The sequence below is a fragment of the Bradyrhizobium sp. CCBAU 45389 genome (assembly GCF_028128625.1).
GTDB lineage: Bacteria > Pseudomonadota > Alphaproteobacteria > Rhizobiales > Xanthobacteraceae > Bradyrhizobium > Bradyrhizobium liaoningense_B.
In genome coordinates, this window is the sequence record NZ_LBIY01000098.1 from 499,689 (window position 1) to 523,839 (window position 24,151).

At 65.2% G+C, this 24,151-nt stretch carries 24 protein-coding genes; 9 read left to right on the top strand and 15 right to left on the bottom strand.

Going from position 1 to position 24,151, the window contains the following annotated elements; all coding sequences use genetic code 11:
* Positions 1-3: 3 nt before the first annotated feature.
* From XH79_RS38360 to XH79_RS38410, 11 genes are all read right to left on the bottom strand, one after another.
* Positions 4-1,158 carry an acyl-CoA dehydrogenase family protein gene (locus XH79_RS38360; protein WP_271585050.1) on the bottom strand — a complete coding sequence of 385 codons (1,155 nt, stop codon included), beginning with the start codon at positions 1,156-1,158 and terminating at the stop codon, positions 4-6.
* A 22-nt stretch (positions 1,159-1,180) separates the two neighbouring features.
* Positions 1,181-2,680 (bottom strand): tripartite tricarboxylate transporter permease, encoded by a 1,500-nt coding sequence (locus tag XH79_RS38365; RefSeq protein ID WP_271585051.1) that lies wholly within the window; start codon positions 2,678-2,680, stop codon positions 1,181-1,183.
* Between the two features lie 12 nt (positions 2,681-2,692).
* Positions 2,693-3,160, bottom strand: coding sequence for a tripartite tricarboxylate transporter TctB family protein (locus XH79_RS38370; protein ID WP_271585052.1), 468 nt, complete (start codon positions 3,158-3,160; stop codon positions 2,693-2,695).
* A complete protein-coding gene (locus XH79_RS38375) occupies positions 3,157-3,969 on the bottom strand; it encodes a carboxymuconolactone decarboxylase family protein (RefSeq protein ID WP_271585053.1) in 813 nt (270 codons plus the stop codon). Before XH79_RS38375 ends, XH79_RS38370 begins: the two co-directional genes overlap by 4 nt.
* A gap of 13 nt (positions 3,970-3,982) precedes the next feature.
* A complete protein-coding gene (locus XH79_RS38380; RefSeq protein WP_212337932.1) occupies positions 3,983-4,756 on the bottom strand; it encodes an SDR family NAD(P)-dependent oxidoreductase in 774 nt (257 codons plus the stop codon).
* Between the two features lie 26 nt (positions 4,757-4,782).
* Positions 4,783-5,811, bottom strand: coding sequence for an acyl-CoA dehydrogenase family protein (locus XH79_RS38385; RefSeq protein ID WP_271585054.1), 1,029 nt, complete (start codon positions 5,809-5,811; stop codon positions 4,783-4,785).
* A gap of 36 nt (positions 5,812-5,847) precedes the next feature.
* Positions 5,848-6,618 carry an SDR family oxidoreductase gene (locus tag XH79_RS38390; protein ID WP_271585055.1) on the bottom strand — a complete coding sequence of 257 codons (771 nt, stop codon included), beginning with the start codon at positions 6,616-6,618 and terminating at the stop codon, positions 5,848-5,850.
* Complete coding sequence (locus XH79_RS38395) at positions 6,618-7,829, bottom strand: acyl-CoA dehydrogenase (protein ID WP_271585056.1); 1,212 nt, start codon at positions 7,827-7,829, stop codon at positions 6,618-6,620. The genes XH79_RS38390 and XH79_RS38395 overlap by 1 nt, the downstream gene beginning before the upstream one ends.
* A gap of 45 nt (positions 7,830-7,874) precedes the next feature.
* A complete protein-coding gene (locus XH79_RS38400; RefSeq protein ID WP_271585057.1) occupies positions 7,875-9,104 on the bottom strand; it encodes an ABC transporter substrate-binding protein in 1,230 nt (409 codons plus the stop codon).
* A gap of 62 nt (positions 9,105-9,166) precedes the next feature.
* Complete coding sequence (locus XH79_RS38405; protein WP_271585058.1) at positions 9,167-11,296, bottom strand: acetate--CoA ligase family protein; 2,130 nt, start codon at positions 11,294-11,296, stop codon at positions 9,167-9,169.
* Between the two features lies 1 nt (position 11,297).
* Complete coding sequence (locus tag XH79_RS38410) at positions 11,298-12,068, bottom strand: enoyl-CoA hydratase/isomerase family protein (RefSeq protein WP_271585059.1); 771 nt, start codon at positions 12,066-12,068, stop codon at positions 11,298-11,300.
* 189 nt (positions 12,069-12,257) lie between these two features.
* Between XH79_RS38410 and XH79_RS38415 the strand changes: the two genes are divergently transcribed.
* Positions 12,258-13,235 carry a tripartite tricarboxylate transporter substrate binding protein gene (locus XH79_RS38415; protein ID WP_271585060.1) on the top strand — a complete coding sequence of 326 codons (978 nt, stop codon included), beginning with the start codon at positions 12,258-12,260 and terminating at the stop codon, positions 13,233-13,235.
* 20 nt (positions 13,236-13,255) lie between these two features.
* Here XH79_RS38415 and XH79_RS38420 read toward each other — a convergent pair whose 3' ends face one another.
* Complete coding sequence (locus tag XH79_RS38420; protein ID WP_271585061.1) at positions 13,256-13,930, bottom strand: TetR/AcrR family transcriptional regulator; 675 nt, start codon at positions 13,928-13,930, stop codon at positions 13,256-13,258.
* Between the two features lie 99 nt (positions 13,931-14,029).
* Between XH79_RS38420 and XH79_RS38425 the strand changes: the two genes are divergently transcribed.
* Positions 14,030-14,914 (top strand): SMP-30/gluconolactonase/LRE family protein, encoded by an 885-nt coding sequence (locus tag XH79_RS38425; protein WP_271585062.1) that lies wholly within the window; start codon positions 14,030-14,032, stop codon positions 14,912-14,914.
* 12 nt (positions 14,915-14,926) lie between these two features.
* Here XH79_RS38425 and XH79_RS38430 read toward each other — a convergent pair whose 3' ends face one another.
* Positions 14,927-15,844, bottom strand: coding sequence for a LysR family transcriptional regulator (locus XH79_RS38430; RefSeq protein ID WP_271585063.1), 918 nt, complete (start codon positions 15,842-15,844; stop codon positions 14,927-14,929).
* A gap of 118 nt (positions 15,845-15,962) precedes the next feature.
* Here XH79_RS38430 and XH79_RS38435 point away from each other — a divergent pair, with 118 nt between their 5' ends.
* The 3 genes from XH79_RS38435 (at position 15,963) to XH79_RS38445 (ending at position 18,065) form a co-directional block, all read left to right on the top strand.
* Positions 15,963-17,045: an LLM class flavin-dependent oxidoreductase gene (locus XH79_RS38435; RefSeq protein ID WP_271585064.1), complete on the top strand. Its 1,083-nt coding sequence runs from the start codon at positions 15,963-15,965 to the stop codon at positions 17,043-17,045.
* 48 nt (positions 17,046-17,093) lie between these two features.
* Positions 17,094-17,597, top strand: coding sequence for a flavin reductase family protein (locus tag XH79_RS38440; RefSeq protein ID WP_271585065.1), 504 nt, complete (start codon positions 17,094-17,096; stop codon positions 17,595-17,597).
* Positions 17,598-17,765: 168 nt separating this feature from the next.
* Complete coding sequence (locus XH79_RS38445) at positions 17,766-18,065, top strand: hypothetical protein (protein WP_271585066.1); 300 nt, start codon at positions 17,766-17,768, stop codon at positions 18,063-18,065.
* Positions 18,066-18,082: 17 nt separating this feature from the next.
* On the opposite strand, the gene XH79_RS38450 is transcribed toward XH79_RS38445, so the two are convergent.
* Entirely contained in the window at positions 18,083-19,564 is a 1,482-nt protein-coding gene (locus tag XH79_RS38450) for an aldehyde dehydrogenase family protein (RefSeq protein WP_271585067.1), read from the bottom strand.
* Positions 19,565-19,671: 107 nt separating this feature from the next.
* Entirely contained in the window at positions 19,672-20,172 is a 501-nt protein-coding gene (locus XH79_RS38455; RefSeq protein WP_271585068.1) for an Lrp/AsnC family transcriptional regulator, read from the bottom strand.
* A gap of 124 nt (positions 20,173-20,296) precedes the next feature.
* Here XH79_RS38455 and XH79_RS38460 point away from each other — a divergent pair, with 124 nt between their 5' ends.
* Genes XH79_RS38460 through XH79_RS38475 form a run of 4 tightly spaced genes read left to right on the top strand, consistent with a single transcriptional unit; the run spans position 20,297 to position 24,144 of the window.
* A complete protein-coding gene (locus XH79_RS38460; protein WP_271585069.1) occupies positions 20,297-20,611 on the top strand; it encodes a hypothetical protein in 315 nt (104 codons plus the stop codon).
* Positions 20,608-21,840, top strand: a complete 1,233-nt coding sequence (locus XH79_RS38465; protein ID WP_018642593.1) for a 3-methyl-2-oxobutanoate dehydrogenase (2-methylpropanoyl-transferring) subunit alpha — start codon at positions 20,608-20,610, stop codon at positions 21,838-21,840. Before XH79_RS38460 ends, XH79_RS38465 begins: the two co-directional genes overlap by 4 nt.
* A gap of 4 nt (positions 21,841-21,844) precedes the next feature.
* A complete protein-coding gene (locus XH79_RS38470) occupies positions 21,845-22,861 on the top strand; it encodes an alpha-ketoacid dehydrogenase subunit beta (RefSeq protein WP_212337908.1) in 1,017 nt (338 codons plus the stop codon).
* A complete protein-coding gene (locus XH79_RS38475; RefSeq protein WP_212337907.1) occupies positions 22,861-24,144 on the top strand; it encodes a dihydrolipoamide acetyltransferase family protein in 1,284 nt (427 codons plus the stop codon). Before XH79_RS38470 ends, XH79_RS38475 begins: the two co-directional genes overlap by 1 nt.
* Positions 24,145-24,151 lie beyond the last annotated feature (7 nt).

Consider the following 24,151-nt stretch of genomic DNA (forward strand, 5'->3'; position numbering starts at 1 on the left):
GGCTCACACCGCATCCCGCAGCAGCAGGCGCGCGATGTTGAGCTGATGGATCTGGCTGGTGCCCTCGTAAAGCCGGAACAGCCGGACGTCCCTGTACCAGCGCTCGATCGACGAGTGATCGGCGATGTAGCCGGCGCCGCCGAACATCTGCACGCAGCGATCAGCCACGCGGCCGCACATCTCGGTCGCAAAGTATTTGCACATCGACGCTTCGAGCGCGACGTCCTCGCCGCGGTCGCGCTTGCGCGCGGTCTCGAGGATCATCGACTGCGCCGCGAATATCTCGGTCCGGCAGTCGGCGATCATCGCCTGCACCAGCTGGTAGTTCGCGACCGGCTCGCCGAACTGAACGCGGTTGCTGGTATGGCGGATCGCCATATCGAGCATCCGGATCGCCGGTCCGGTCGACAACGCGGCCAGGTGAATGCGCTGCTTGTTCAGCACCTTCATGATGGTCTTGAAGCCCACGCCTTCGCGGCCGCCGATCAGATTGGCCGCGGGCACACGGCACTGGTTGAAATAGACCGCGCTCACGGGCGAGCCGGCCTGCCCCATCTTGCGATAGGGCGCACCGGTCGCAAGGCCTGCGCTGCCGCGATCGACGATGAAGGCCGAGACACCCGTCGCGCCTTTCGACTGCGGATCGGTTCGCGCCGTGACCGTGAAGACATCGGCGACGGGCGCGTTGGTGATGAAGCACTTCTCGCCGTCGAGAACATAGTAATCGCCTTCGCGGCGAGCGGTGGTCCGCACATTCGAGGCTTCCGAGCCGGCGTCGGGCTCGGTCACGGCGAGACAGCCAGTCCATTCGCCGCTGGCAAGGCGCGGCAGATAGGCCTGCTTCTGCTGCTCGGTCCCATCGGCGACGATGCCCTCCGAACCGATGCCGGTGTTGGTGCCGACGCGGGCGCGAAAGGCGACCGAGCATTGCGACAGTTCGAACGCCGCCAGCACGAGTTCTTCCGTGGTGAGCCCGGCCCCGCCATAGGCCTCGGGGATGCTCCAGCCGAAGAAGCCCTCTTCGCGCATGGTGGAGACGATGTCCGCCGGGACCTCATCGCCGTCTTCGACGCGCGCCTCGGCCGGAATGGCGATGTCGCGGACAAAGCGCCGGATGCGTTCCAGCAGGGCCTCGAAGGCGGCAGGTTCACGGATCATGGCACGAGCCTTCCGATGTCACTCATTCCTGGAGCGCTTCCTCGCGCCGCGCGCGAATCGTCGGCAGCATGATCAGGATGATCGCAATGACGGCCGCGGCCAACAGGCTCGCCGAGATCGGCGACGTCAGCAGCACGGTGGCATCGCCCCGCGACAGCACCATGGCGCGGCGGAAGTTCTCCTCGATGGCCGGGCCCAGAACCAGGCCCAAGAGCAGCGGCGCCGCCGGCAATTGCAGCTTGATCAGGACGTAGCCGAACACGCAGAACACGGCCGCCTCATAGACCTCGAACGTTCCGCTGTTGATGGAATAGACGCCGATCGAGCAGAACACCATGATCGCGGGGAAGAGATAGCGATAGGGAATGGTGAGCAGCTTCACCCACAGCCCAACCAGCGGAAGGTTGAGGATCAACAGCATGAGATTGCCGACCCACATCGAGGCGATCAGGCCCCAGAACAGGGTCGGGTTCTTCGTCATCACCTCCGGGCCCGGATGGATGTTGTGGATGTTCATGGCGCCGACCATCAACGCCATCACGACGTTGGAGGGAACACCTAGGGTCAGCAATGGGATGAACGAGGTCTGGGCGCCGGCATTGTTCGCGGACTCCGGGCCCGCAACGCCTTCGATCGCGCCCTTGCCGAACTGCTCGGGATGCCGCGACAGCTTCTTCTCCAGCGTGTAGGACGCAAAGGACGACAGCACCGCGCCGCCGCCGGGCAGCACACCCAGCAACGTACCCAGCGTCGTGCCGCGCAGCATTGCCGGCACCATGCGACGGAAGTCGTCGCGGGTCGGGAACAGATTGGTGATCTTCTGCGTGACCAGCGACAGCTTGTCGTCCTGCTCGAGATTCTTGACGATCTCGGCGAAGCCGAAGATGCCCATCGCGAGCGGCACGAAATCGAGACCGTCGAACAGCTGGGGGATGCCGAAGGCAAAACGCTGGCTGCCGCTGTTCAGGTCAGTCCCGACGAGGCTCAAGAGCATGCCAAGCACGACCATGCCGATGCCCTCGATGAAGGGCCCGCTCGACAGCACCGAGGCAAGGATCAGGCCCAGGATCATCAGCGCGAAGAATTCCTTCGGACCGAACAGCAGCGCCGTCGCGGTCAGCGGGCCCGCGAGAGCCGCCAGGGCGAGCGTCGCGACGCATCCGGCGAAGAAGGAGCCGATGGCGGCGGTTGCGAGCGCCACACCGGCGCGGCCCTGCTTGGCCATCTGGTAGCCGTCGATCGTGGTCACGACGGATGAGGACTCGCCGGGCAGATTGACCACGATGGCCGTGGTCGAGCCGCCATACTGTGCGCCGTAATAGATGCCGGCGAGCATGATCAGCGCGGCGTCGGGCTGCAGCGCATAGGTGATCGGCAGCAGCATCGCGATGGTCGCGAGCGGACCGAGCCCGGGCAGCACGCCGATCAAGGTGCCGAGCAGGCAACCGAAGAAGGCGTAGAGCAGATTGGCGGGCTGGGCGGCCGTGGCAAAGCCGATTGCCAGATTGTGGAAGAGATCCATTGCCCGGCTCGCTCAGTTGAGAAGGGACGGCCAGACGGGCAATGGCAGCCCGAGACCATAGACGAAGACGGCAAGGCACAGCACGATGAGCACCGCCGCGTTGGTCAGCGCTCCGGTCCAGGTGAATTCGTGACTGGCCCTGCTCGACACCATGATCAGGACGAACAGCGCGCCGACAAGACCGAGCGGAAACAGCAGCGCACCGAACAGCACCACGGAACCTGTGATCCAGGCGAGGCCCTTGAGGTCCCATGCGCGCAGCGCCTCCCGCCCCGCAGCCGGCTTCATCGCACCGAGGATCACGACGAGACCGATGGCCGCGAGCACGATCGCGAGCAGGCGCGGGAAATAGCCCGGCCCCATCTTCGCGGCCGTACCTGCGGGATACTGCAGCGCCGTCACGAAGAAGAAGATGGCAAAGGCGAGGAACAGGGCGCCGGACGCAAAGGCCCTGTGATTGCGGATCGCGAGCCCCCTCATGTCCGTCCTCCCTCACCCGCTCCCTTGCCGCCCTCGCCCGCACCGGCTTTCGAGGTACCCTCCTCGAGGGCCTCCATCAGGACCGGCACGCCGATGGCGCAAGCGTGTACGCCGAGATGCGCCGTCATCTGGAGAACCTGGCGGATCTCCCGCTGGCCGATGCCGAGCCGCAGCGCCCGCTTGATCTGGACACGCAGCCCTTGCGGATTGAGCGCGGTGAAGCAGGCGTTCAGCGCGAGCGAGATCAGGCACTGCGATCGCCGGTCGAGACCGTCGCCTGCGGACCGGTCTGCGAGGAGATCCAGCAGGACCGCGAAATAACCGGGATCGGACCGCAGCCATTGCTCGCAGAAATCCGGCCAGTCCCCGAACTGAGCGATATAGGCATCGCGTAGCGCCAGCTGCTCTTTCGTGAGCTCGCAATGATCCGGCTGGATTCCGACGCTCGCCAATTCCTCGGCAAGGATGCCGATGCCGACGTTGCAGCCGTCCAGCCCCTGCATCGTCGCGAGGCGAAACACGTCGATGATCTCCCGCGCGGTGGCACCCTCCTGAAGCGCGAGGCGCAGGTGAAGCGCGAGGCCGGAGCGGAACAGATGCGTCGACGAGCCGTCGAGGGCGACGTAGATCAGCTCGCACATCTTGCGAGACAGCGGTCCCTTCTCTGCGGCATAGCCCGCATACTTGCCGTAGGCCTGAAGAAACTCGGGATCGAAACGCAACAGGCCTTCCGTCCAGGGCCGCCAATAGCCGCGGGCCTTGATGTAGGCCTCTTTCAGCACCTCTTGTTCCGGCGTCAGGTCGGACATCGCGTTTGCCCCGTCAGGCAATGTTGGTCAGGGTGATGCCGCCATCGACGGTGAGCACCTGCGCCGAGATGAAGCCGGCCTCGTCGCCGGCGAGGAAGCAGATCGCCTTGGCGATGTCATCGACCGTGCCGAGCCGTCCCAGCGGCGTTCGTGCGACCCGGCGCGCGTCGAGCTCGGCATTACGGTTGCGCATCGTTCCTTCGGTCGGAATTGCTGAAGGGGCGACAGCATTGACGCGGACGTTGCGCGCGCCGAGCTCGGCGGCGGCAGCCCGCGTGATACCCATGACGCCGGCCTTGATGCCGCTGTAGACGATGCTGTTCTTGGCCGAGATCAGGCCGGCGACCGAGGCAACGTTGACGATGGCGCCGCCGCGCTCCGCATCCATGACCTCCGCAGCGGCCTGGATTCCCCAGATGATCGCCTTGAAGCCGATATTGAGCATGCGATCGACGGTCTCCGGGGCGATGTCCGGAACGGATTGATAACGCACCCACGCCGCGTTGTTGACGAGGATGTCGAAACGCCTCTGCTGCTCCGCCAATCCAAGCACCGCCTGCCGCATGCCGTCGCGGCTGGAGACGTCCTGCGTGACGGCGACCGCATTGCCGCCGGATGCCTTGATCGCCTCCACGGTGTTATCGACGAATTCGGGCTTCAAATCATTGACGCCGACGATCGCGCCGCGCGCGGCGAGCTTGAGCGCGGTTGCGCGCCCGATGCCGTTTCCGGCGCCGGTGACGAGTGCGACGCGGCCTGCGAGCGTCTGATCCCTGGTTTCGGTCATGGCTGTCTCCCTCACGCTCCTGTCCTTCAAGCTCCTGCCTCGGCAAACGGAGCAATTTCCGATACGTAACGGCGGCCAAACGTGCTGATCAGGCCGCTGGCGTCACCCTGGGCCTGGAGCGTGCGGATGCGGCGCAGATGGCGATGCACCGGCACGTCCCAGGTGAAACCCATGCCGCCATGGATCTGCAGCGCGCCTTCGCTGATCGAACTGCCATAGGTCACCGCGGCCAGGAACGCGGCATCGCGCTGCACGGGACCACCATCCTCGGACAGGCTGCGCGTGATCGCGTGACGAATGCTCTCGAGGCCGAGCTTCTGGCGCGCCAGAGCATGGCGGATGGCCTGGTTGTAGGACAAGGCGTGGCCGAACTGGCGGCGCGTCGATGCATGCTCCTGCGCGAGCGCCAGACACGCTTCGGCCGATCCCAGGATGGCCGCGGCGCGGAGCACATTGGCGTCCGAGCTGAGCAGATCCCAGGTGCCGGCCGGCAGGATGGAGCTGATGGGAACCTCGACCTTTTCCAGCCGCACCACGTGCTCCGGCACCGTCAGATCGAGTCCGGCCGCGTCCTCCACCACAACGCCTTTGGCATTGGCCGGAATCAGCGCCGCGGCACCGCCACTCATCCGCACCAGGATATGGTCAACCGACGCCGCGCAAGGGGCGCGCGCGAGCGAACCATTCAGCAGCAACAACCCGCCGTCCCGTTCGGGAACAGCCTCACCCTGCCACGCGATCGTTGCCAACTTCTCGCCGGACACGATCGCAGCGGCAAGACGCGTCAGCGATGACTGGAGCAGCCGGCCGACGAGAATGGTCTCCAGCAGTGGAAAGCCGAGCAAACCCGAGTGAGCGGCAGCGATCACCGGCACCGCGAAACCGAGCGGCAGGGCCAGTCCCCCCACCTCTTCATCCGCGATGATTCCGAGCAGACCATCGCTGGCGAGATCTTGCGCCTGTTCGCGCACGCCCAGACCGGCACATGCGGTCACAGCGCGTGAAGCGGTTGCCGCGAACTCGTCGGGCTGAAGTCCTTCGGCCATGCTCATCATCGTCCTCTTCGAATAGCTTGCGACTACGTTCGTTCACTAGGCGAGATAACCGCCGTCGACCGGCAGGATGACGCCGTTGACATAGGATGCCATCGCCGATGCCAGAAAGATCACCGGCCCCGCGATCTCGTCGGGCTGTCCCACACGCTTCATCGGCGTGCGCGCCATCAGCCCGGACAGCCGCGCCGGATTGTCGCGCGTGATCTCGCTCATCTCGGTCGCGATGATGCCGGGCGCGACGGCGTTGACCCGGATGCCATCAGGCGCGAGATCGCGGGCGAGCGCCTGCGTGAACAACCTCACCGCCCCCTTGGACGGCGAATAGCCGAGCGCACCATTCATGCCGCCAAAGGCCGCGACCGAGGCGACATTGATGATGGCCCCGTGTGTCTTGCGCAGCGCAGGGATGAAGGCATGCACCACGTTGAAGGTGCCGTTGACATTGACGTCGAAGACCTGGCGCCAGTTCTCGTGGGCGCGCGGGCTGTCGATCGGCTCGCGGATGATGATGCCGGCATTGTTGACGATCACGTCGGCGAGGCCGATCTCCTCGTCGACACGCTTCGCCACATCACGACAGGCCTCCGCATCCGTCACATCGAGGGAATAGGCGGCCGCCTCTGTGCCTCCGTCCCTTATCTCGCGAGCGGCGGACTCTGCGCGGTCCTGGCGCAGATCGGTCAGGACCACCCTCGCCCCGGCGGCCGCGACGCCGAGCGCGATGGCACGTCCGATCCCCTGGCCCGCCCCAGTCACCACGACCAGACGATCGTGCAGCAGGCCCCCGACCTTGCCCTGGGAGGCCACTATTTGCCTCGCGACAGCTGGAGGATGCGGTCGGCGATGATGCCGAGCTGGATCTCGGTCGTGCCGGCATAGATCGTCTCGGCGCGCGCCTGCAGGTAGATGGCTTCGAACCGTCGCCGCGCCACCTTGACCGCGGGATTCTGCGGCAGCGATGACTGCGACAGCAATTCGATCGCGAGCGCGGAAAAGCGCTGATGCGACTCGCTCCAATAGAGCTTCGCAAGACTGCCGCGCGCCCCGATCTTGTCGCCGCTCGCGAGCGCCTCGACGGCGGTCTCGACATGCGCCTTCAGCACCTCGATCTCGACGGCGACCTCGCCGAGCCTGACCGCGTAGTGCCGGTCCGCAACCATCGCCGACAGCGCCGTGTCGGCCTTGCAGGCCGAGATCAGATGGCGCAGCTCGTTCTCGAAGCGCCAGGCGCGATACATGCGGTTGGTCGCCCGCTCGATCTCCAGCACGCGGATGGCCGCGGCCCAGCCCTCGTCGGGCGCGCCGATCGCGTCTTGCTGGGCGACCTCGACCTCGTCGAAGAAGACCTCGCAAAAGCTTTCGCGACCGTCGATCGACTTGATGGTACGCACGCGCACGCCCTTGGCATCGAGCGGCACCGCGAACATGGCAAGGCCGCGATGGCGATCCTCCAGCGGTCCGGTGCGAGCGAGCACGAGACAGCGCTGCGCGCGATAGGCGCCGCTGGTCCAGATCTTCTGGCCGTTGATGCGCCAGCCGTCACCGTCCCGCGTCGCACGCGTGCGCAGGCCCGCAAGATCGGAGCCGGCCTCGGGTTCGGAAAAACCCTGGCACCAGATGTTGCGCATCTCGAGGATCGCGGGCAGGAAGCGGCGCTTCTGCTCTTCGGTGCCGACCGCCAGGATGATCGGGCCGGCGAGCTCCTTGCCGATCGAATTGACGCTCTCCGGCATCGCCAGCCGGCCGATCTCCTGATTGGCGATGAGATGTTCGCGCAAGGAGCGACCATGCCCGCCATAGGCCTGCGGCCAGGTGATGCCGGTGAGGCCGGCGCGGTACATCGCCGCCTCCCAGGCAACAGACTGCTGCAGCGTGGGCGACGCGAACGCGGCGCTGTCGCTGCGGAAGCTGGCAGGCAGATTGGCATGCAGCCAGCGATGCATCGCATCGCGATAGGCTTCGCCCGTCAGGTTCTCGCCCGCGATGGATTTGGTCGATACCGCTTCAAGTACACTCATCGCCTGCTTCCCGCTTTCGCCATACGTGCCGTCATGTCCTGCCGGCTATTCGTTCTTCACTGCGACTTTGAGAAGGTCGCAGGCGCTCTCCGAGGCCGGCCGCCACGCATCCTCGGGTGCGATCGTGCCGGTGATCTCGTAATAATCGTAGGTGTATTTGGATTCCGCCGGCGTCTTGATCCGCGCGACGTAGAGCGGACGCATCACCTGGCCGTCGGCCCTGATCGCGACGTTCTTCATCTCGAAATCATTGACCGGCGTGTTCTTCATCTGCCGCATCACGGCATCGCCATCATCGGAACCGGTGGTGGCGACCGCCTTGAGGTAATGCGTGATGGCACTGTAAGTGGCCGATTTGCCCTCGTTGAGCAGCTGACCATTGGTCGCCTCGGCATATCGCTTGGCGAAGGCCCGGCTCTCCGGCGTCATGTCCCAGTAGAACGGCGTCGTCAGCCGCACGTTCTGGAGATCCTTCAGGCCGATCCCGTGGGTCTGGCTGATCATGAGACCGAGCGGGACGAGCAGTTGCGACTTGGTCAGCCCGAACTCCTGCGCCTGCTTGATCGTATTGGCGAAATCAGAGCCGGAGTTGGCGAGTGCGATCGCCTTGGCGCCGCTGGCCTGTGCCGTCAGCAGGAACGAGGACAGATCCGACGCATTCAGCGGATGCAGCACCGAGCCGACCACCTTGCCGCCGCCCGCCTTGATGAAGTTGGTCGCATCGGCCTGCCAGGCCTTGCCGAAGGCGTAGTCGACGGTCAGGAAGAACCAGCTATCGACGCCCTGCGCGAGCAGCGCTTTCACCGTCGCCTTTGGCTGCGCGTAGGTGTCGACCACCCATTGCGTGGTCATCGGCGAGCATTTGTCGTTGGTGAAGAACGAGCCCGCCGTGCCGGCCAGCATGTAGGGCTTCTTGCGGTTCTTCATAATCTCCTGCACCGCAAGCGCGATCGAGGAGGCCGAGCAGCCGACGATGGCATCGACACCTTCATTGTCGACCCAACGCATGGCAATGGCAACGCCCACATCGGGCTTGTTCTGGTCGTCGGCAATGACGAGCTCGATCTTCTTGCCGCCAACCGTTCCGCCGAAATCGGCGACCGCGAGCTTGGCGGCCGCGACCGAACCGAGACCGCAATTGTCGGCGTAGGGACCGTTCTGGTCGTTCATGATGCCGATCCTGACGACGTCGCCCGAGACGCCCTGTGCCGACAGCGGCGCGTGTGCGAACAGCAAGGCCATCATGCCGAGCGCCGCAATCGTCCATCCCCTCATGTCATCCTCCTTTTTCTACGCGTTTCCTCTGGGCCTGCTTCTGCAGCCTCTTGTCGTTGAGTTCAGTGACCTTGGACCTGCCGCTGTCCGTGCGGGATCAGCAGCGCATCGAGCGCCACGGCGCCCTCGCCCCTGGCGCGGAGCAGCAGCGGGTTGACGTCGATTTCGGCGATCGTGTCGGCATGCGCGGCGGCAAAGCGGGACAACGCAGCGACGGCCTGCGCCGCGGCGTCGAGGTCGGCGCGCGGCCGCCCGCGCGCGCCATCGAGCACGGCGAAGGCCTTCAGCGATTTCAGCATCGCCATGGCCTGCGTCTCGCTGACCGGCGCCATCTGCACCGCGGAGTCCTGCAGGATCTCCGCGAAGATGCCGCCGAGACCGACCATCACCACCGGCCCGAACACGGGGTCGATGCGGCTGCCGAGGATCAGCTCGGCGACACCCTTGGCCATCGGCGCCACGATTACACCATCGATCGCAGCGTTTGGTGCCTTGGTGGCGACGCGGTCGCGCATCTGCGCATAAGCGCGCCGGACGTCGGCTTCCGAGCTGAGGCCCACGACCACGCCACCCGCTTCCGTCTTGTGCGGCAGATCGGGTGAGGCGATTTTCAGCACCACGGGATAGCCGATCTCGGTGGCGGCACGCGCGGCGGCGTCCGCATCCTGGACCAGACGTTCGGCCAGCACCGGAACGCCGGCGTCAGCAAGCGCGTGCTTGGCGCCAAGCTCGTGGCGGAAGGCGGCGGCGGCAAGCGGCGTTGCTTGCGCCACCGCAGCGGGCTTGTCCTGCGGTCGCTGCGCCGCGGCCTGCAACCGCACCAATGCGGCAACGGTCGCACAACAGCCGTCGAAGCTTTCGATCGTCGGGAATCCCAGCGCGTGCAGCTCGGTCAGCGCGTCCTCCGGGCCGTCGACGCACAGGACGATCGGACGGTGCGGAAATTGCGCGCGCATGTTGCGCAGCGTGTCCATGTAGATCGAGCGCAAGCGCGGCAGGTGCAGCGAGAACGGCAGCGGCAGGATCACCGTGTCGGTGCGCTCGTCCGCGACGACGGCGGTCATGATCTTCTCCAGGAGATCAGGACGGCTCGACATCTGCGCGGTGGCATCGACCGGGTTGCGAGCCGACGCAAAGGGCACCAGCTCCAGGATTTGGCGCTGCGTCTCCTCGCCGAGCTCCGGCAAGGTCAGCCCGACCGACTGCGCGGCGTCCGCGAGCAGCACGCCGAAGCCGCCCGACGCCGTGAGAATTGCGATGCCCGGCCCCTTCGGCAACCGGTCCGGCAGCAGGATCGATGCAGCATGACCGAGATCGATCAGCTCGTCGATGCTGCGCACACGTACCGCGCCGCAACGGGCAAACAGCGCGTCGAACACGGCATCCGATCCCGCCATAGCGCCGGTGTGCGAGGCGGCTGCGGCCTGGCCTGCCGCCGATGTGCCGATCTTCATGGCGATGACGGGCTTGCCGGCATCGCGCGCCTCTTCCAGCGCGGCGATCAGGCGGCCGGCGTCGCGGCAGGCCTCGAGGCAGCACAGGATCACCTTGGTGGCGGGATCGCGCGCCATCCAGGCAATGCCATCGGCAACGTCGATGTCGCACTCGTTGCCGGTGGTGATGAAGCGGCTGACGCCGACGCCGCGCTCGCTGGCAAGGCGCATGGTGTAGCTGCCGAGATTGCCGCTCTGCGACACGATGCCGAGCGAACCGGCGGCCGGCATGCCGTGCTCGAGCACGATCGAGAACGTCGCGATGCTCTTCTCGGCGATGCTGACCGCGCCGAGGCAGTTCGGCCCCAGCAGGCGCATGCCGCTGCTCCGCGCGGCAACGCGGAGCCGGTCCTGCATGGCGCGGCCCTGCTCGCCGAGCTCGGCGAAGCCTGACGAGAAGACGACGACGCTGCGGACGCCGCGGGAAGCGCACTGCTCCACGGCCTCGCCCGCGCGCTCCGCATCGACCGCAACGATGGCGAGGTCAGGCGCCTCCGGCAGATCAGCGACGGAGGCGTAGGCCTGCAGCCCCTGCACCGTCGCGGCCTTGGGATTGACCGGATAGATGCGGCCGACATAGCCGTGGCGACGCAGCAGATCGACGGGCCGCCCGCCGATCTTGGTCGCTTCCTGCGAGGCGCCGATGACCGCGATCGAACGCGGCGACATCAGCGCGTCGAGACCTTCTCCCGGCCGCATCTCAGCGCCCCTTGAACACCGGCGCGCGCTTCTCCAGGAACGCCATGCGCGCTTCCTTGGCGTCCTCGGTCTTGGACAGGGCCATCGTGATGTTCTGCTCGAAGCGGTAGGCATCGCGCGGCGGCATCAGCTCGACCATGTTCGCCGCGTTCTTGGCGTACTCCATCGCGATCGGGCTCTTCGAGGCGATCTCGCGCGCGAGCTTCATCGCTTCCGGAAGCAGGTTCTCCTTGGTCGTGCAGGCCTCGATGATGCCGAGACGATAGAGCTCGGCGGCCGGCACGCGATAGCCGGTGAAGAACATCCGGCGCATCAGGGAGCGGCCGAACAGCGTGTTCAACATCGCAGCACCGCCGGCGAGACCCACGTTGATCTCGGGCATACCGAAGACGGCTTCCTCGCAGGCGTAGAAGATGTCGCAGGAGGCCATCAGGCCGACGCCTGCTCCGAGCGCGACGCCGTTGATCGCCGCAATGACCGGCTTCGAACATTCGCGGATGCAGTTGCCGGTCTCGCGCGTGATCCGGTTGTGGCTGTGAAACGCGCCGATCTTGGTCGGGTCCGGCCGGTCCTTCAGATCTGCGCCGCTGCAGAACACTTTTCCGGCGCCGGTCAGGATCGCGACTCTGACGTCCTGGCGCTCGGAAATCTCGTCGAACACCGCCACGATGCGGTCGCGCATGGCACGGTCGAGCGCGTTCACCGGAGGCCGGTTCAGCGTCACCAGCGCAATGTTGTCGGACACTTCGAGGGTGACGATATCTCCTGACATGGCTTCCTCCTTGAGCTTCTGTTCGTCTTGCTTGTGGTCGTATCGCTACGCCTGACCGATCGGTCAGCTTTTGGCGCTGATAACACCAACTGAAGCCGCTTGCAATATCCTCTTGTCGTCCTATTGACCGACCGATCGGTCAGCCATTAGATTTCGCCGCAAGCAAGAACGACCTTGAGGAGGATTTCCATGCCCAGGATCAGCCGACGCCGGGCGACAGCTCTGATCGCCGGCGCCCTCGCCGCGCCGCTTGGCGCGCCTGCAATCGTCCGGGCGCGCGCGTCGCAGATCTTCATCATCGTGCCCTATGCACCGGGCGGCTCGATCGACAGCCTGATGCGCTCGATCGCAAAAGCCATGGCGGAAAGCCTGGACCAGCCGGTCCTGGTCGACAACAAGCCGGGCGCCAACGGCATCGTCGGATCACAATACGTCGCACGGGCGCCGAAGGACGGATCGGTCCTGCTCGCCGGCGGCACCGGGCCGATCTCGCTGAACGTGCTGTTGCGCAAGAACCTGCCCTATAAGCTCGAGGACTTTGCCTCCGTCGCCATGCTCTGCAACGGGCCGCTGTCGCTCACCGTGAACGCGCGCACGCCAGCCACCGACGTCAAGAGCTTCGTCGCCTACGCCAAGGGCCGCGACAAGCCGCTGTTCTACGCCACGCTCGGTCCGGGCAGCGTCACGCATTTGTTCGGGATCATGATGGGCAAGTCGATGGGGTTTGCCGTCACCGAGGTTGCCTATCGCAACAATCCGGCCTCCATCATGGAGACGCTGTCGGGAGAATGCGACCTCAATTTCGCAACGCCCGCTGCCGTGATCGAGCATGCGCGCGGCGGTCAGCTCCGCATCCTCACGGTCTCATCGGAAAAGCGCATGGCGACCCTCCAGGAGATCCCGACGCTGGCGGAATCCGGCTATCCCGACCTCACGGCCTCGTTCTGGACCGCGCTGCACGCGCCGGCCGGCACGCCGCGCGACGTTGTCGCACGGCTGAACGCGGCGGCCAACGCCGCGATGCAGAAGCCGGAGATCGCAAAGCAGCTCGAGACCGATGGCCTGATGGTGGATACCGGCGCGCCGGAACGGCTCGACGCCCAATTGACCAAGGACGCGGCGCTCTGGGGGCCGGTGATCAAGGCGCAAAACATCGTTCTGGAATGAGGCGTGGCTGCCCCCGCTGGTCAGCGCGATTTGCGCCGGCCTGCCTTGGGCGGCTCCGCCGTCGGAAGCTCGACAAGCTCGCCGCTTCGCAGGCCGTTGAAGATCATGTCGAAGAAGATGTCGGCGATCTGCTCGGGGGTCGCGGACTTGTTGGGATTGTACCAGCGATGCATCCAGTTGAGCGAGGACAGGATCAGCCGCCCGGTCATGGGAACATCGACCTTGCGGATCTCGCCGGCATCGATCGCTTCCTGGATCAGGCCACGCAGAAAATTCTCGAAGCGGTCGCGCCGCGTCAGCCGTTCCTTGTGCCGGTGGCGATCGGGGTCGTTCCAGAAGGCGGTCGTCGAGGCGATCCAGGCCCAGCGGTAACGCCGGAAATATTCCGCCGTGGCGACCATGAACGCGCGGATCTTCTGCGACGGCGGCCCGTCAGGGATGCGATCGCGCACGAACAAATAGAGTTCAAGGGTCGAGCCGACCGCGACACGCGCGTAGATTTCGTCCTTGTTGGAGAAGTGATGATAGAGCAGCGACTTGGAGATGCCGCAGGCGAGCGCGATGTCGCGCATCGATGTACCCTCGAAGCCCTTGCTGGCGAACAGCCGCCCGGCCTCGGCAAGGATCTGCAGCACGCGGTCCGAGGCCTCGGCCTGGTTCGCAGCGCCATCCTTCATCGTTGACAGTTCAGTCATGAACTCCGCAATCCATTCGTCAGCCAGTAGAGTCTTTAGAATGAAACTAGGTTTTCACCGACCGATCGGTCAAGCCCGGCGATTCCCGCGGAAGGAACCATGAGCGCAATCCGCATCAGGCGCATCGGCACGACCAGGGACCAGCTTGGCGAGAGCCCGGTCTGGGACGAGCGCCGGCAGCGCCTCTACTGGATCGATTCTCTGGCCGGATCGATCCATGCGCTCGATCCCGTCAGCGCTGCAGCCGAGCAGTTCACTGTGCCCGCGCCGATCGGCTCGCTGGCACTGCGAGGCGACGGCGGCGCGGTCCTGGCCTTGCGCAACGGATTTGCGGCTTACGATTTCGACAAGCGCGCGCTGACCGAAGGCCCGTCGATCGGGCTCGACCACCCGAAGGTGCGGCTCAACGACGGCAAGGCCGATCCGCATGGCCGCTTCCTGGCGGGCACGATGCATGGCGACCGCGCCCCGGATGAGGCACCGCTCGGCGGCCTCTATCGGCTGGACGCATCGGGCTCGCTGCAACTGCTGGAGACGGACCTTGCCGTGAGCAACGGACCATGCTTCAGCCCGGACGGCCGCACCTTCTACATCGCCGACAGCGCAAGGCGGATCATCTGGGCCTATGACTACCGGGCGGATGGCCCCCTCGCGAACAAGCGCGCCTTCGTCGATACGGAGGCGCAAGGATCCGGCTGCGACGGCGCAACAGTCGATGCGGATGGTCATCTCTGGTCCGTGCTCGTGCGCATCGGCAAGATCGCGCGGTTTGCGCCGGACGGAAGGATCGTGCGAACGATCGACATGCCGGTCCGTCATCCGACCAGCGTGACCTTCGGCGGCCCCGATCTCGACATTCTCTACGTGACGTCGATTTCACGCAGCCACGCTCTCAGGGACGACCACCCCGATGCCGGCGGCCTGTTCGCCATCGAGGGCCTCGGCGTTCGCGGACTGCCGGCGCACAAATTTGGCGCGGACTGACGGGGCTCTCCACTACCGCGTCGATCTCTTGACCTGCTTCGGCACGTTCTCCGCCATGTAGTCCACGAACACTCTGATCTTTTCCGGCAGATAGCTGCTCTGGAGAAACGTCGCGTACATGCCCTCGTCGAAGGTGGAATTCGTCACCCGGAGGCCCGGCAGCAGACGTATCAAGCGGCCACGCTTCAAATCCTCTGCTACGGTGTAATCATCCAGCAGGGCGATGCCGTGCCCGCCGGCGGCGAGATCGCAAAGCACGACCCCGTTGTTGCTGCTGAACGACGACGGCACGACGATCTCGCGCAGCCTGTTTCTGTGCATGAACTTCCAGACCACGTCGTCCGGCCCCATCCAGTAGGTCAGGCAATTGTGGCGGGTAATGTCCTCCGGCTCGCGCAATTTCGGCATCCGGGCGACATAGTCCGGTGAAGCCACGAGAATCCGCTCGCTCCTCAGCAGTCTTCGCTGCATGAGGGCCGGGTCCTTCGCCGCCTGGATCTGGAAGTCGACGTCGAATTCATCCTCGCGAAGCTGGGGACGCCGCTCGGACAGGCGCAGCTCCACCTTCAATTCCGGATAGAGCTTCTGAAAGCCCGGGATCAGCGGCGACAGCACCTTGATGCCGAACAGCGTCCGCGAATGCACCCGCAGCGTTCCGCGCGGCGCAGTCTGGAGGGCGAGCGCGGCGGCTTCGGCATCCTCGATGCCGTGCAGCACCTGCTCGGTCCGCTGGAAGAAGATCTTGCCGGCATCGGTCAACCCGAGATGGCGCGTGCTGCGGTTCAGAAGCTGCACGCCGAGCTGCGCCTCGAGCTCGCCGATATAGCGCGACACCGACGCCGGCGAGAGCCCGACGCGGCGCCCGGCGGCCGAGAAGCTGCCCTCGCGGACGGCGCTAACGAACAATTCCATGGCCTGGAGGCGATTCATCGATCTTTTCAAATTCTGCAAAGGACATGCTCAGATTACGTCAATTGTTCGAAAATGCTCAAGCCCCTAACGTCATGAGAACGCGTCGCAAGAGCGACCAAGGTGGAGGAAGCAATCGATGGAATTCGGCGTATTCATTCTGGCGCAGCAGCGCGGCTATCATCAGAGCTCGCAGCAGGTCATCAACAACGCCGTCGAGCAGACCGTCACCGCCGAGCACGCCGGCTTCGATACGGCCTGGTACGCCGAACATCACTTCAACAATTACAGCCTCTGCCCCTCGCCGCTGATGATGGTCGCGCATTGCGCCGGCCTGACCAGGCGCATCCGCCTCGGCACTGCGGTCTGTGTGCTGCCGCTGTACAATCCGGCGCGACTGCTCGGCGAGATCGGCTTTGCCGACACCGTCTCGAACGGCCGCCTCGATCTCGGCATCGGCTCGGGCTACCAGAAATTCGAGTTCGACCGCTTCGGCGTCGACCTCGACCATTCGCATGCGCTGTTCGCCGAATTCTACGACGTGCTGCAGGCCGGCATGCGCGAGCGCATCTTCTCCTATTCCGGCGAGCATCTGAAGATGCCGCCGACCGCGATCGCCGTACGCACGGTGCAGAAACCGATGCCGCCGATCTGGGTCACGTCCGGCCACGGCGAGACCCTCGGCCGCGCCATTCGCGACAACCACAACCTGTTCGTCACCGCGCTGCTCAACGGCCTCGACGCAATCAAGGCCTTGCGTGAACGTCTCGAAGGGATCGCGGCCAAGGAAGGCCGGTCGATCGACGACACGCATTTCGGTTTCCTGCGCTGCGCCTATGCCAGCGACAATGACAGCGAGATCCAGTCGTATCTGGATAACGCGCGCTTCCAGCGCCGGCTGTCCGAGAGCCTGAAGTTCCGGCGCGCCCAGAGCGACGACGGTTACCTGATCAAGGAAGAAGCCGGGCCGAACGACATAAGCCTTGAGACGATGCGGAGCAACCTGCCCGTCGGCAGCGTCAACCAGGTGATCGACCGCATGCTGGAAGAGATCAGCATCCTCAAGCCGACCCACATCGCGCTGCAGACCCAGCTCGGCGATTTCGATCAGCGCACGATGCTGCGCCAGATCGAATTGTGGGGCAGCAGGATCATCCCCGCGATCCGGAAAGAACTGAAATCCGGCCGCGGCAAGGTCGCAAGCGAAGCGGTTTCGGCGTAAGCGCAACCGGCGAGGCGCGAGGTTCGGAGGCACGCCATGGGATGCCAGATGTCTCAAATGACCGATTTCCGCTCGGTCGAAGCCGCCGAATTCCGGCTGGCCATGCGCAACCTCGCGAGCGGCGTCGCCATCGTGGCGACGGGAACGGAAACCACACGGCGGGGGCTGACGGTCAGCTCCGTCACCTCGCTGTGCATGGACCCGCCCTGCATTCTCGTCGGCGTCAATTCAAGCTCCGAGACGCATGCCGCCATCCTCGCCAACGGCGGCTTCGGGATCAGTCTCCTCGGCAGCGGGCAGGAGGATCTGGCGCTGCGCTTCGCTGGCGGCGCCAAGGGCATCGATCGCTTCGCCACGGCGCCGTGGGAGCAAGGCATTCTCGACGTGCCGCTTCTGGAGCCGGCGATCGGCGCGCTGGAATGCGTGCTGCATCATCACCAGGTGGTCGGCACGCACGGTCTCTTCATCGGCCGGATCGTGGCTACCCGCGGCGGCAACGGCGATCCGCTCGTCAATTTCCAGGGCGCATTGCGCGCGCTGCCGCAAGCCTAAAGCGCGATGAGATCTGGATGAATCGTCATCGCGCTTCAGGTTGTTGTCTACGCATGATCTTTCCGGAAAACCGCTTCGCACTTTTCCGGATCATGCTTTAGCCGCTTCCCTGGTGGCGATCCTGGCATCGTCACCAACTAGGTCGAGAGCGCAAGAAGGAGCCGCGTCGTGATCATCGAATGCCTGGACGGCGGCGCCGTCCGTCTGACCGAGCCATCCGACTTCAGAAAGTTCAAGCTGGTGCTGCGCGGCGAAGTCCGCACCGACACACAGAGCTGGAACGGCATCACGCTTCTCGACGATCGCAATGCGCTCGTCTCGATCGGTCTGGTCCCGACCCTGCCGGGCCGCCCCGACGATGCAAGCTGGGACCAGGGCTACGCGGTGATGGTGGCCAAGGCCCGCGAGCATGGCTGGATCGATGCCGAGCGGCAGGCGATCCGCGCCCATGTCGAACGAGTGCCCTAGCCGCAGTTGCCCCCGAGTCAGTCCAGCTTAATCCACACACCCTTCGTCTGCAGATATTCGTCGAGCTGTTCGGTGCCGCCCTCGCGGCCATATCCACTCATCTTGTAGCCGCCGAACGGCATGGCGGGATCGATTGCGTGATAGGTGTTCACCCACACCGACCCTGCACGGAGGCTGCGCGAGATCACGTGCGCCTTGCTGACGTCGCGCGTGAAGACACCTGCCGCGAGCCCGTAGGGCGTCGCATTGGCTCTTTCCACGGCCTCGTCGAGAGTGTCGAACGGCAGAGCGGAAATGACCGGGCCGAAAATCTCGTCGCGGGCGATCTGCATCTCATCGGAGACACCGGCGAACACGGTCGGCTCGACGAAGTTGCCCTTGGCAAGACTGCCCTCCTTTGCGCGCCGTCCGCCGGCCACCACCTTCGCGCCCTCGTCGCGACCGCTTTGCAGGAAGCCCTCGACCTTGTCGAGCTGTCGCTGGGAAACGAGAGGCCCGATCTCCGTCGTTGGATCCGCGCCATCGCCGATCTTCAGCGCAGACGCGAACTTGCCGAGCCGCTCGACCAGTTCATCATGGATTTTACGCTCCACAAACAGGCGCGAGCCGGCAATGCAGATCTGGCCTGAATTGGCGAACGCGGCCATCGCGGCGATCGGCACGGCCTTGTCGAGATCAGCGTCGGCGCAGACGATGACCGGTGACTTGCCGCCAAGCTCGAGAGAGACCCGCTTGAGGTTGCCGGCCGACGCCCGGATGATCGCCTGGCCGGTCGCGGTGGAGCCGGTGAAGACGATCTTGTCGACACCGGGATGTTCGGCCAGAGGCGCGCCGGCCTCCGCCCCGGTCCCGGTCACCACGTTGACGACGCCGGGCGGCACGCCGGCCTCGTTCATCAGATCCGCGATCAATAGCGGCGTCAGCGGCGCCTCTTCCGACGGCTTGAGCACGATGGTGCAGCCGGTCGCGAGCGCGGGTCCGATCTTCCAGACCGACGCGGCCGTCGGCGCATTCCATGGGATGATGGCACCGACGACGCCGATGGGCTCCTTCCGGGTGAACGAGACGATATCCCCTGGCAGCGAATTATCGATGGTCTGCCCGTGGAGCGCGGTCGCCATGCCGGCGTAGTATCGCAGCATGCCGATCACGCGGAGCTTGTTCGCCCGCGTCCGGACGATCGGCATTCCCATATCGGCCGTATCGGATTGGCTGATCTCTTCCCAGTGCTTCTCGAACAGGTCGGCGATACGCAGCAGCAGCGCCTGCCGCTCGAACGGCTTGAAACGGCTCCACGGTCCGACGAAGGCGCGACGGGCCGCGGCAACCGCTGCGTTGATGTCGGCCGCTTCGCCACGCGGCACGCGACCGATGACTTCGCCGGTCGCGGGGTTGCGCGTCTCGAAGACCTTGCCCGAGCGGGCTTCCACCCAGGCGCCGTCGACGAACATCTTTCGGGTTCGGCCGTCGACCGGAAATCGGATGTCAGCTTTCGTCATCGGTGTACTCCTGTGTCGACGGAGGCGAGGGACTGATGCCCGCCACCGTTTGCTTTCGCGCTTTCATAGCGGTGATTCTGCGCCTCGGGCAGGCGTCAAACCGAATGTCAGGGCTGACCGGCCTTGGAAGGGTCGATCGAGATCTGGCGCTTCAGGGTGCGCAGGCCGAATGTGGTTCGCGACTGTCGGATGCCCGGGATCCTGTACAACGCCTGGCGCAGGAAGCGCTCGTAGTGATCGGTGTCCCGCACTACGACCTTGATGAGGTAGTCGTATTCGCCTGTCACCAGATAGGCTTCCATCACCTCCGGAATGCGCGACAGGGCGGCGCCGAAGCGCTCGAGCACCTTCTCGTCATGCTTGTCCAGCGTGATCTCGACAAAGGCGATGTTGTTATAGCCGAGATGGGCGTGATTGAGCACCGCGACATATTTCTCGATGGCGCCGTTTTCCTCCAGGCGCTTCACCCTGGTCCAGCACGGCGAGCTCGAGAGCCCGACCTGCTCCGCCAGCGCACTCGTCGTCAACCGGCCGTCCTCGCAAAGCGCCGAGAGAATCCGGCGATCCAGTTGATCAAGCTCCTCGACAGAGCCGCGCTTGGAGGGCATCGGGAAATCCTTCTGTCATTTCTTATTTTGCCAGTAAAACCTTCCGGCATTTTGGCACACCTGCCTGAATTTTGGGAAATTTTCTTGAAACAGGAGATTATCATGGGCCGCGAGAGAACGTGACATGCAACCTCAGCAGCCCCGGCGCGTCAGCGTGATGGCCACCACGCCCGACCCCTTTGACGGGATCGTCCGGCTTGTGCTCGACGCGGCGCGTTTCGGCTTCGGCCTCGACCAGGTCGCGATGACGACACGATCCGATGGGAACCGAACGATACGGATGGTTCTTGAAGTCCAGCCGTCGGCCGACTGCGCGGACCTGACGGAACGGTTGTCGCGCCATCCGGCGATCACGGACCTTCGCGTCGAAGAGCTCGCGTACGAGGACCCCGGTCGGCCTGTCTCTCCAGGACCTGCAAACGAGCTGATGCTGCCATGACCAGCCCCACGCCCCTTCATTTTCACGTTCCGGAGCCTGCCAGCCGTCCGGGAGGCAAGCCGGATTTCTCCGGCGTCTCGATTCCGAAGGCGGGCTCGGTCCGGCGTCCGCCGGTCGACGTGCTCCCCGAGGAGATTCGTGACCTCGCCTACTCGATCATCCGCGTGCTCAATCACGAGGGCCGGGCAATCGGGCCATGGGTGCCGGACCTCTCCCAGGACGAGCTGGTCGCCGGCCTGCGCCACATGATGACCCTGCGCACGTTCGACGCGCGCATGCAGATGGCGCAACGGCAGGGCAAGACATCCTTCTACATGCAGCACACCGGCGAGGAAGCGGTGAGCTGCGCGTTCCGCATCGCCCTCGGCCCCGACGACATGAACTTCCCGACCTACCGTCAGGCCGGCCTGCTGATCGCGCATGACTATCCGCTCGTCGACATGATGTGCCAGATTTATTCCAACGAGCATGATCCGCTAAAGGGCCGGCAATTGCCCGTGATGTACTCTTCGAAAAAACACGGCTTCTTTTCGATTTCGGGCAACCTCGCCACGCAGTTCGTCCAGGCGGTCGGCTGGGCCATGGCGTCGGCGATCAAGCGCGACAACCGCATTGCCGCCGCCTGGATCGGCGACGGCTCGACGGCGGAGTCGGATTTCCATGCGGCGCTTGTCTTCGCCTCGACCTACAAGGCGCCGGTCGTCCTCAACGTGGTCAACAACCAGTGGGCCATCTCGACCTTCCAGGGCATCGCGCGTGGCGGCTCCGGCACCTTCGCGGCGCGCGGCCTCGGCTTCGGCATCCCTGCGCTCAGGGTTGACGGCAACGACTATCTCGCGACCTATGCCGTCGCAAAATGGGCGATCGAGCGGGCGCGGCTCAACCTCGGGCCGACACTGATCGAATACGTCACTTACCGCGCCGGCGCGCATTCGACGTCGGATGATCCTTCCGCCTACCGGCCGAAGCACGAATCCGAGGAGTGGCCGCTGGGCGATCCCGTGATCCGGCTCAAGCAGCATCTCATCGCAGCCGGCGCCTGGTCGGAAGAACGCCACAAGCAGACCGAGGCCGAGATTCTTGCCACCGTCATCGCCGCGCAGAAGGAAGCCGAGGCCTTCGGCACCCTGCATTCCGGCGGCAAGCCCTCGGCGCGCGATATCTTCGAGGATGTCTATGCCGAGCTGCCGCCGCATCTGCGGCGCCAGCGCCAGCAGATCGGAGTTTGATGCGATGCCGCGCATGACGATGATCGAGGCAATCCGTTCGGCGCTCGACGTCTCGATGGCTCGCAACGACGACGTCGTGGTCTATGGCGAGGACGTCGGTTTCTTCGGCGGAGTGTTCCGCTGCACGCAGGGCCTGCAGCAGAAGTACGGCGTCTCGCGCTGTTTCGACGCGCCGATCAGCGAATGCGGCATCGTCGGCACCGCGATCGGCATGGCCGCCTACGGCTTACGCCCCTGCGTCGAGCTTCAGTTCGCCGACTACATGTATCCGGCTTACGACCAGATCGTCTCGGAGGCAGCTCGCTTGCGTTATCGTTCGGCCGGCGACTTCACCTGTCCCCTGGTCATTCGCATGCCGACCGGCGGCGGCATTTTCGGCGGACAAACCCACAGCCAGAGTCCCGAGGCGCTGTTCACGCATGTCGCGGGACTGAAGACCGTAGTGCCGTCCAATCCCTATGATGCGAAGGGCCTCCTGATCGCGGCCATCGAGGATCCGGACCCCGTCATTTTTCTGGAGCCCAAGCGGCTCTACAACGGCCCGTTCGACGGTCATCACGATCGCCCGGTCACCGCATGGGCGAGGCACGAGCTCTCCGAAGTGCCGGACGGACATTACACCACGCCCCTCGGCAAGGCCGTGACGCGTCGGGCCGGCGAGGCTGTCACCATCCTTGCCTACGGCACCATGGTTCACGTCGCTCTCGCCGCCGTCGAGGAGACGGGAGTCGATGCCGATGTCATCGACTTGCGCACCCTGCTTCCGCTCGATCTCGAGACGATCGTGGCTTCGGTCGCCAAGACCGGCCGCTGCATCGTACTGCATGAGGCCACCCTGACTTCCGGCTTCGGCGCGGAGCTGACGGCGCTGGTGCAGGAGCACTGCTTCTATCATCTCGAAGCGCCGGTGATGCGCGTCACCGGCTGGGACACGCCCTACCCGCATGCGCAGGAATGGGACTATTTCCCCGGCCCAATCAGACTCGGGCAGGCGCTGCGCGACATCGCGGAGGCACGCTGATGGGCGAGCGCAGCGTCAAGCTTCCGGACATCGGGGAAGGCATTGCCGAAGCCGAGCTGGTCGAATGGCACGTCAAGCTGGGCGATCTCGTCCGCGAGGACGATTTGCTTGCCACCGTGATGACCGACAAGGCTTCGGTCGAAATTCCCTCGCCGCTCGCTGGCGAGATCAGCTGGATCGGCGCCCAGATCGGCGAAGCCGTGGCGATCGGCTCGACGCTCGTGAAGCTCAAGGTCGCCGGCGACGACGCCGCAGAGCCCAAAGACGAGGCGCCGGCGAAGGACGCCCCAGCGCCACCGGCCGCGACGAAAGCCGAAGCCCCGGATGCTCGGCCGGAGCCCGCCGCCCGCGTTCACCCCGCGGCGATCGAGACCCCGCCATCACCCACATCTGCGGTCCGCCGCGCGCCGGGCGAGAAGCCGCTGGCCTCGCCCGCGATACGCCTCAAGGCGCGCGAAGCCGGCATCGACCTGCGTCAGGTTCACGGCACGGGCCCCGCCGGACGCATCACCCACGAGGACATCGACGGCTTCCTGTCGCGCGGACCGGCGCCGGTCCACGGTCGCGGCCTGAGCCCGAAGACCGCCATCACCGACGTCAAGGTGGTGGGCTTGCGCCGCCGCATTGCCGAGAAGATGGCGCTGTCGAAGTCACGCATTCCGCACATCACCATCATCGAGGAAGTCAACGTCTCGCCGCTGGAGGATCTTCGCGCGTCGCTGAACAGGAAGCCGACGCCGGAGCATCCCAAGCTGACGCTGCTGCCGTTCCTGATGCGTGCCATGGCCAAGGCGCTTGCCGAACAGCCCGCGCTCAACGCGCTCTATGACGACGAGGCCGGCATCGTGCATCAGCATGCCGGCATCCATATCGGCATCGCGACCCAGACCCCGTCGGGCCTCGTCGTGCCCGTGGTGAAGCATGTGGAGGCGCGAGACCTCCGCGATTGCAGCATCGAGCTGAATCGCCTCGCGCAGCGCGCCCGCGAGGGCACCGCGACGCGCGAGGAACTGACCGGCTCGACCATCACCATCACCTCGCTCGGCGCGCTCGGCGGCCTTGCGACCACGCCGGTGATCAACCATCCCGAAGTTGCCATCGTCGGCGTCAACAAGATCGCGGTGCGTCCGCTCTGGGACGGCACGCAGTTCGTGCCCTGCAAGATGATGAACCTCTCCTCCAGCTTCGATCACCGCGTCATCGACGGATGGGACGCGGCCGTCTTCGTGCAGAGGCTCAAGGAGCTGCTGGAGAATCCGGCGACGATCTTCGTCGATCCCTGAGACGGAA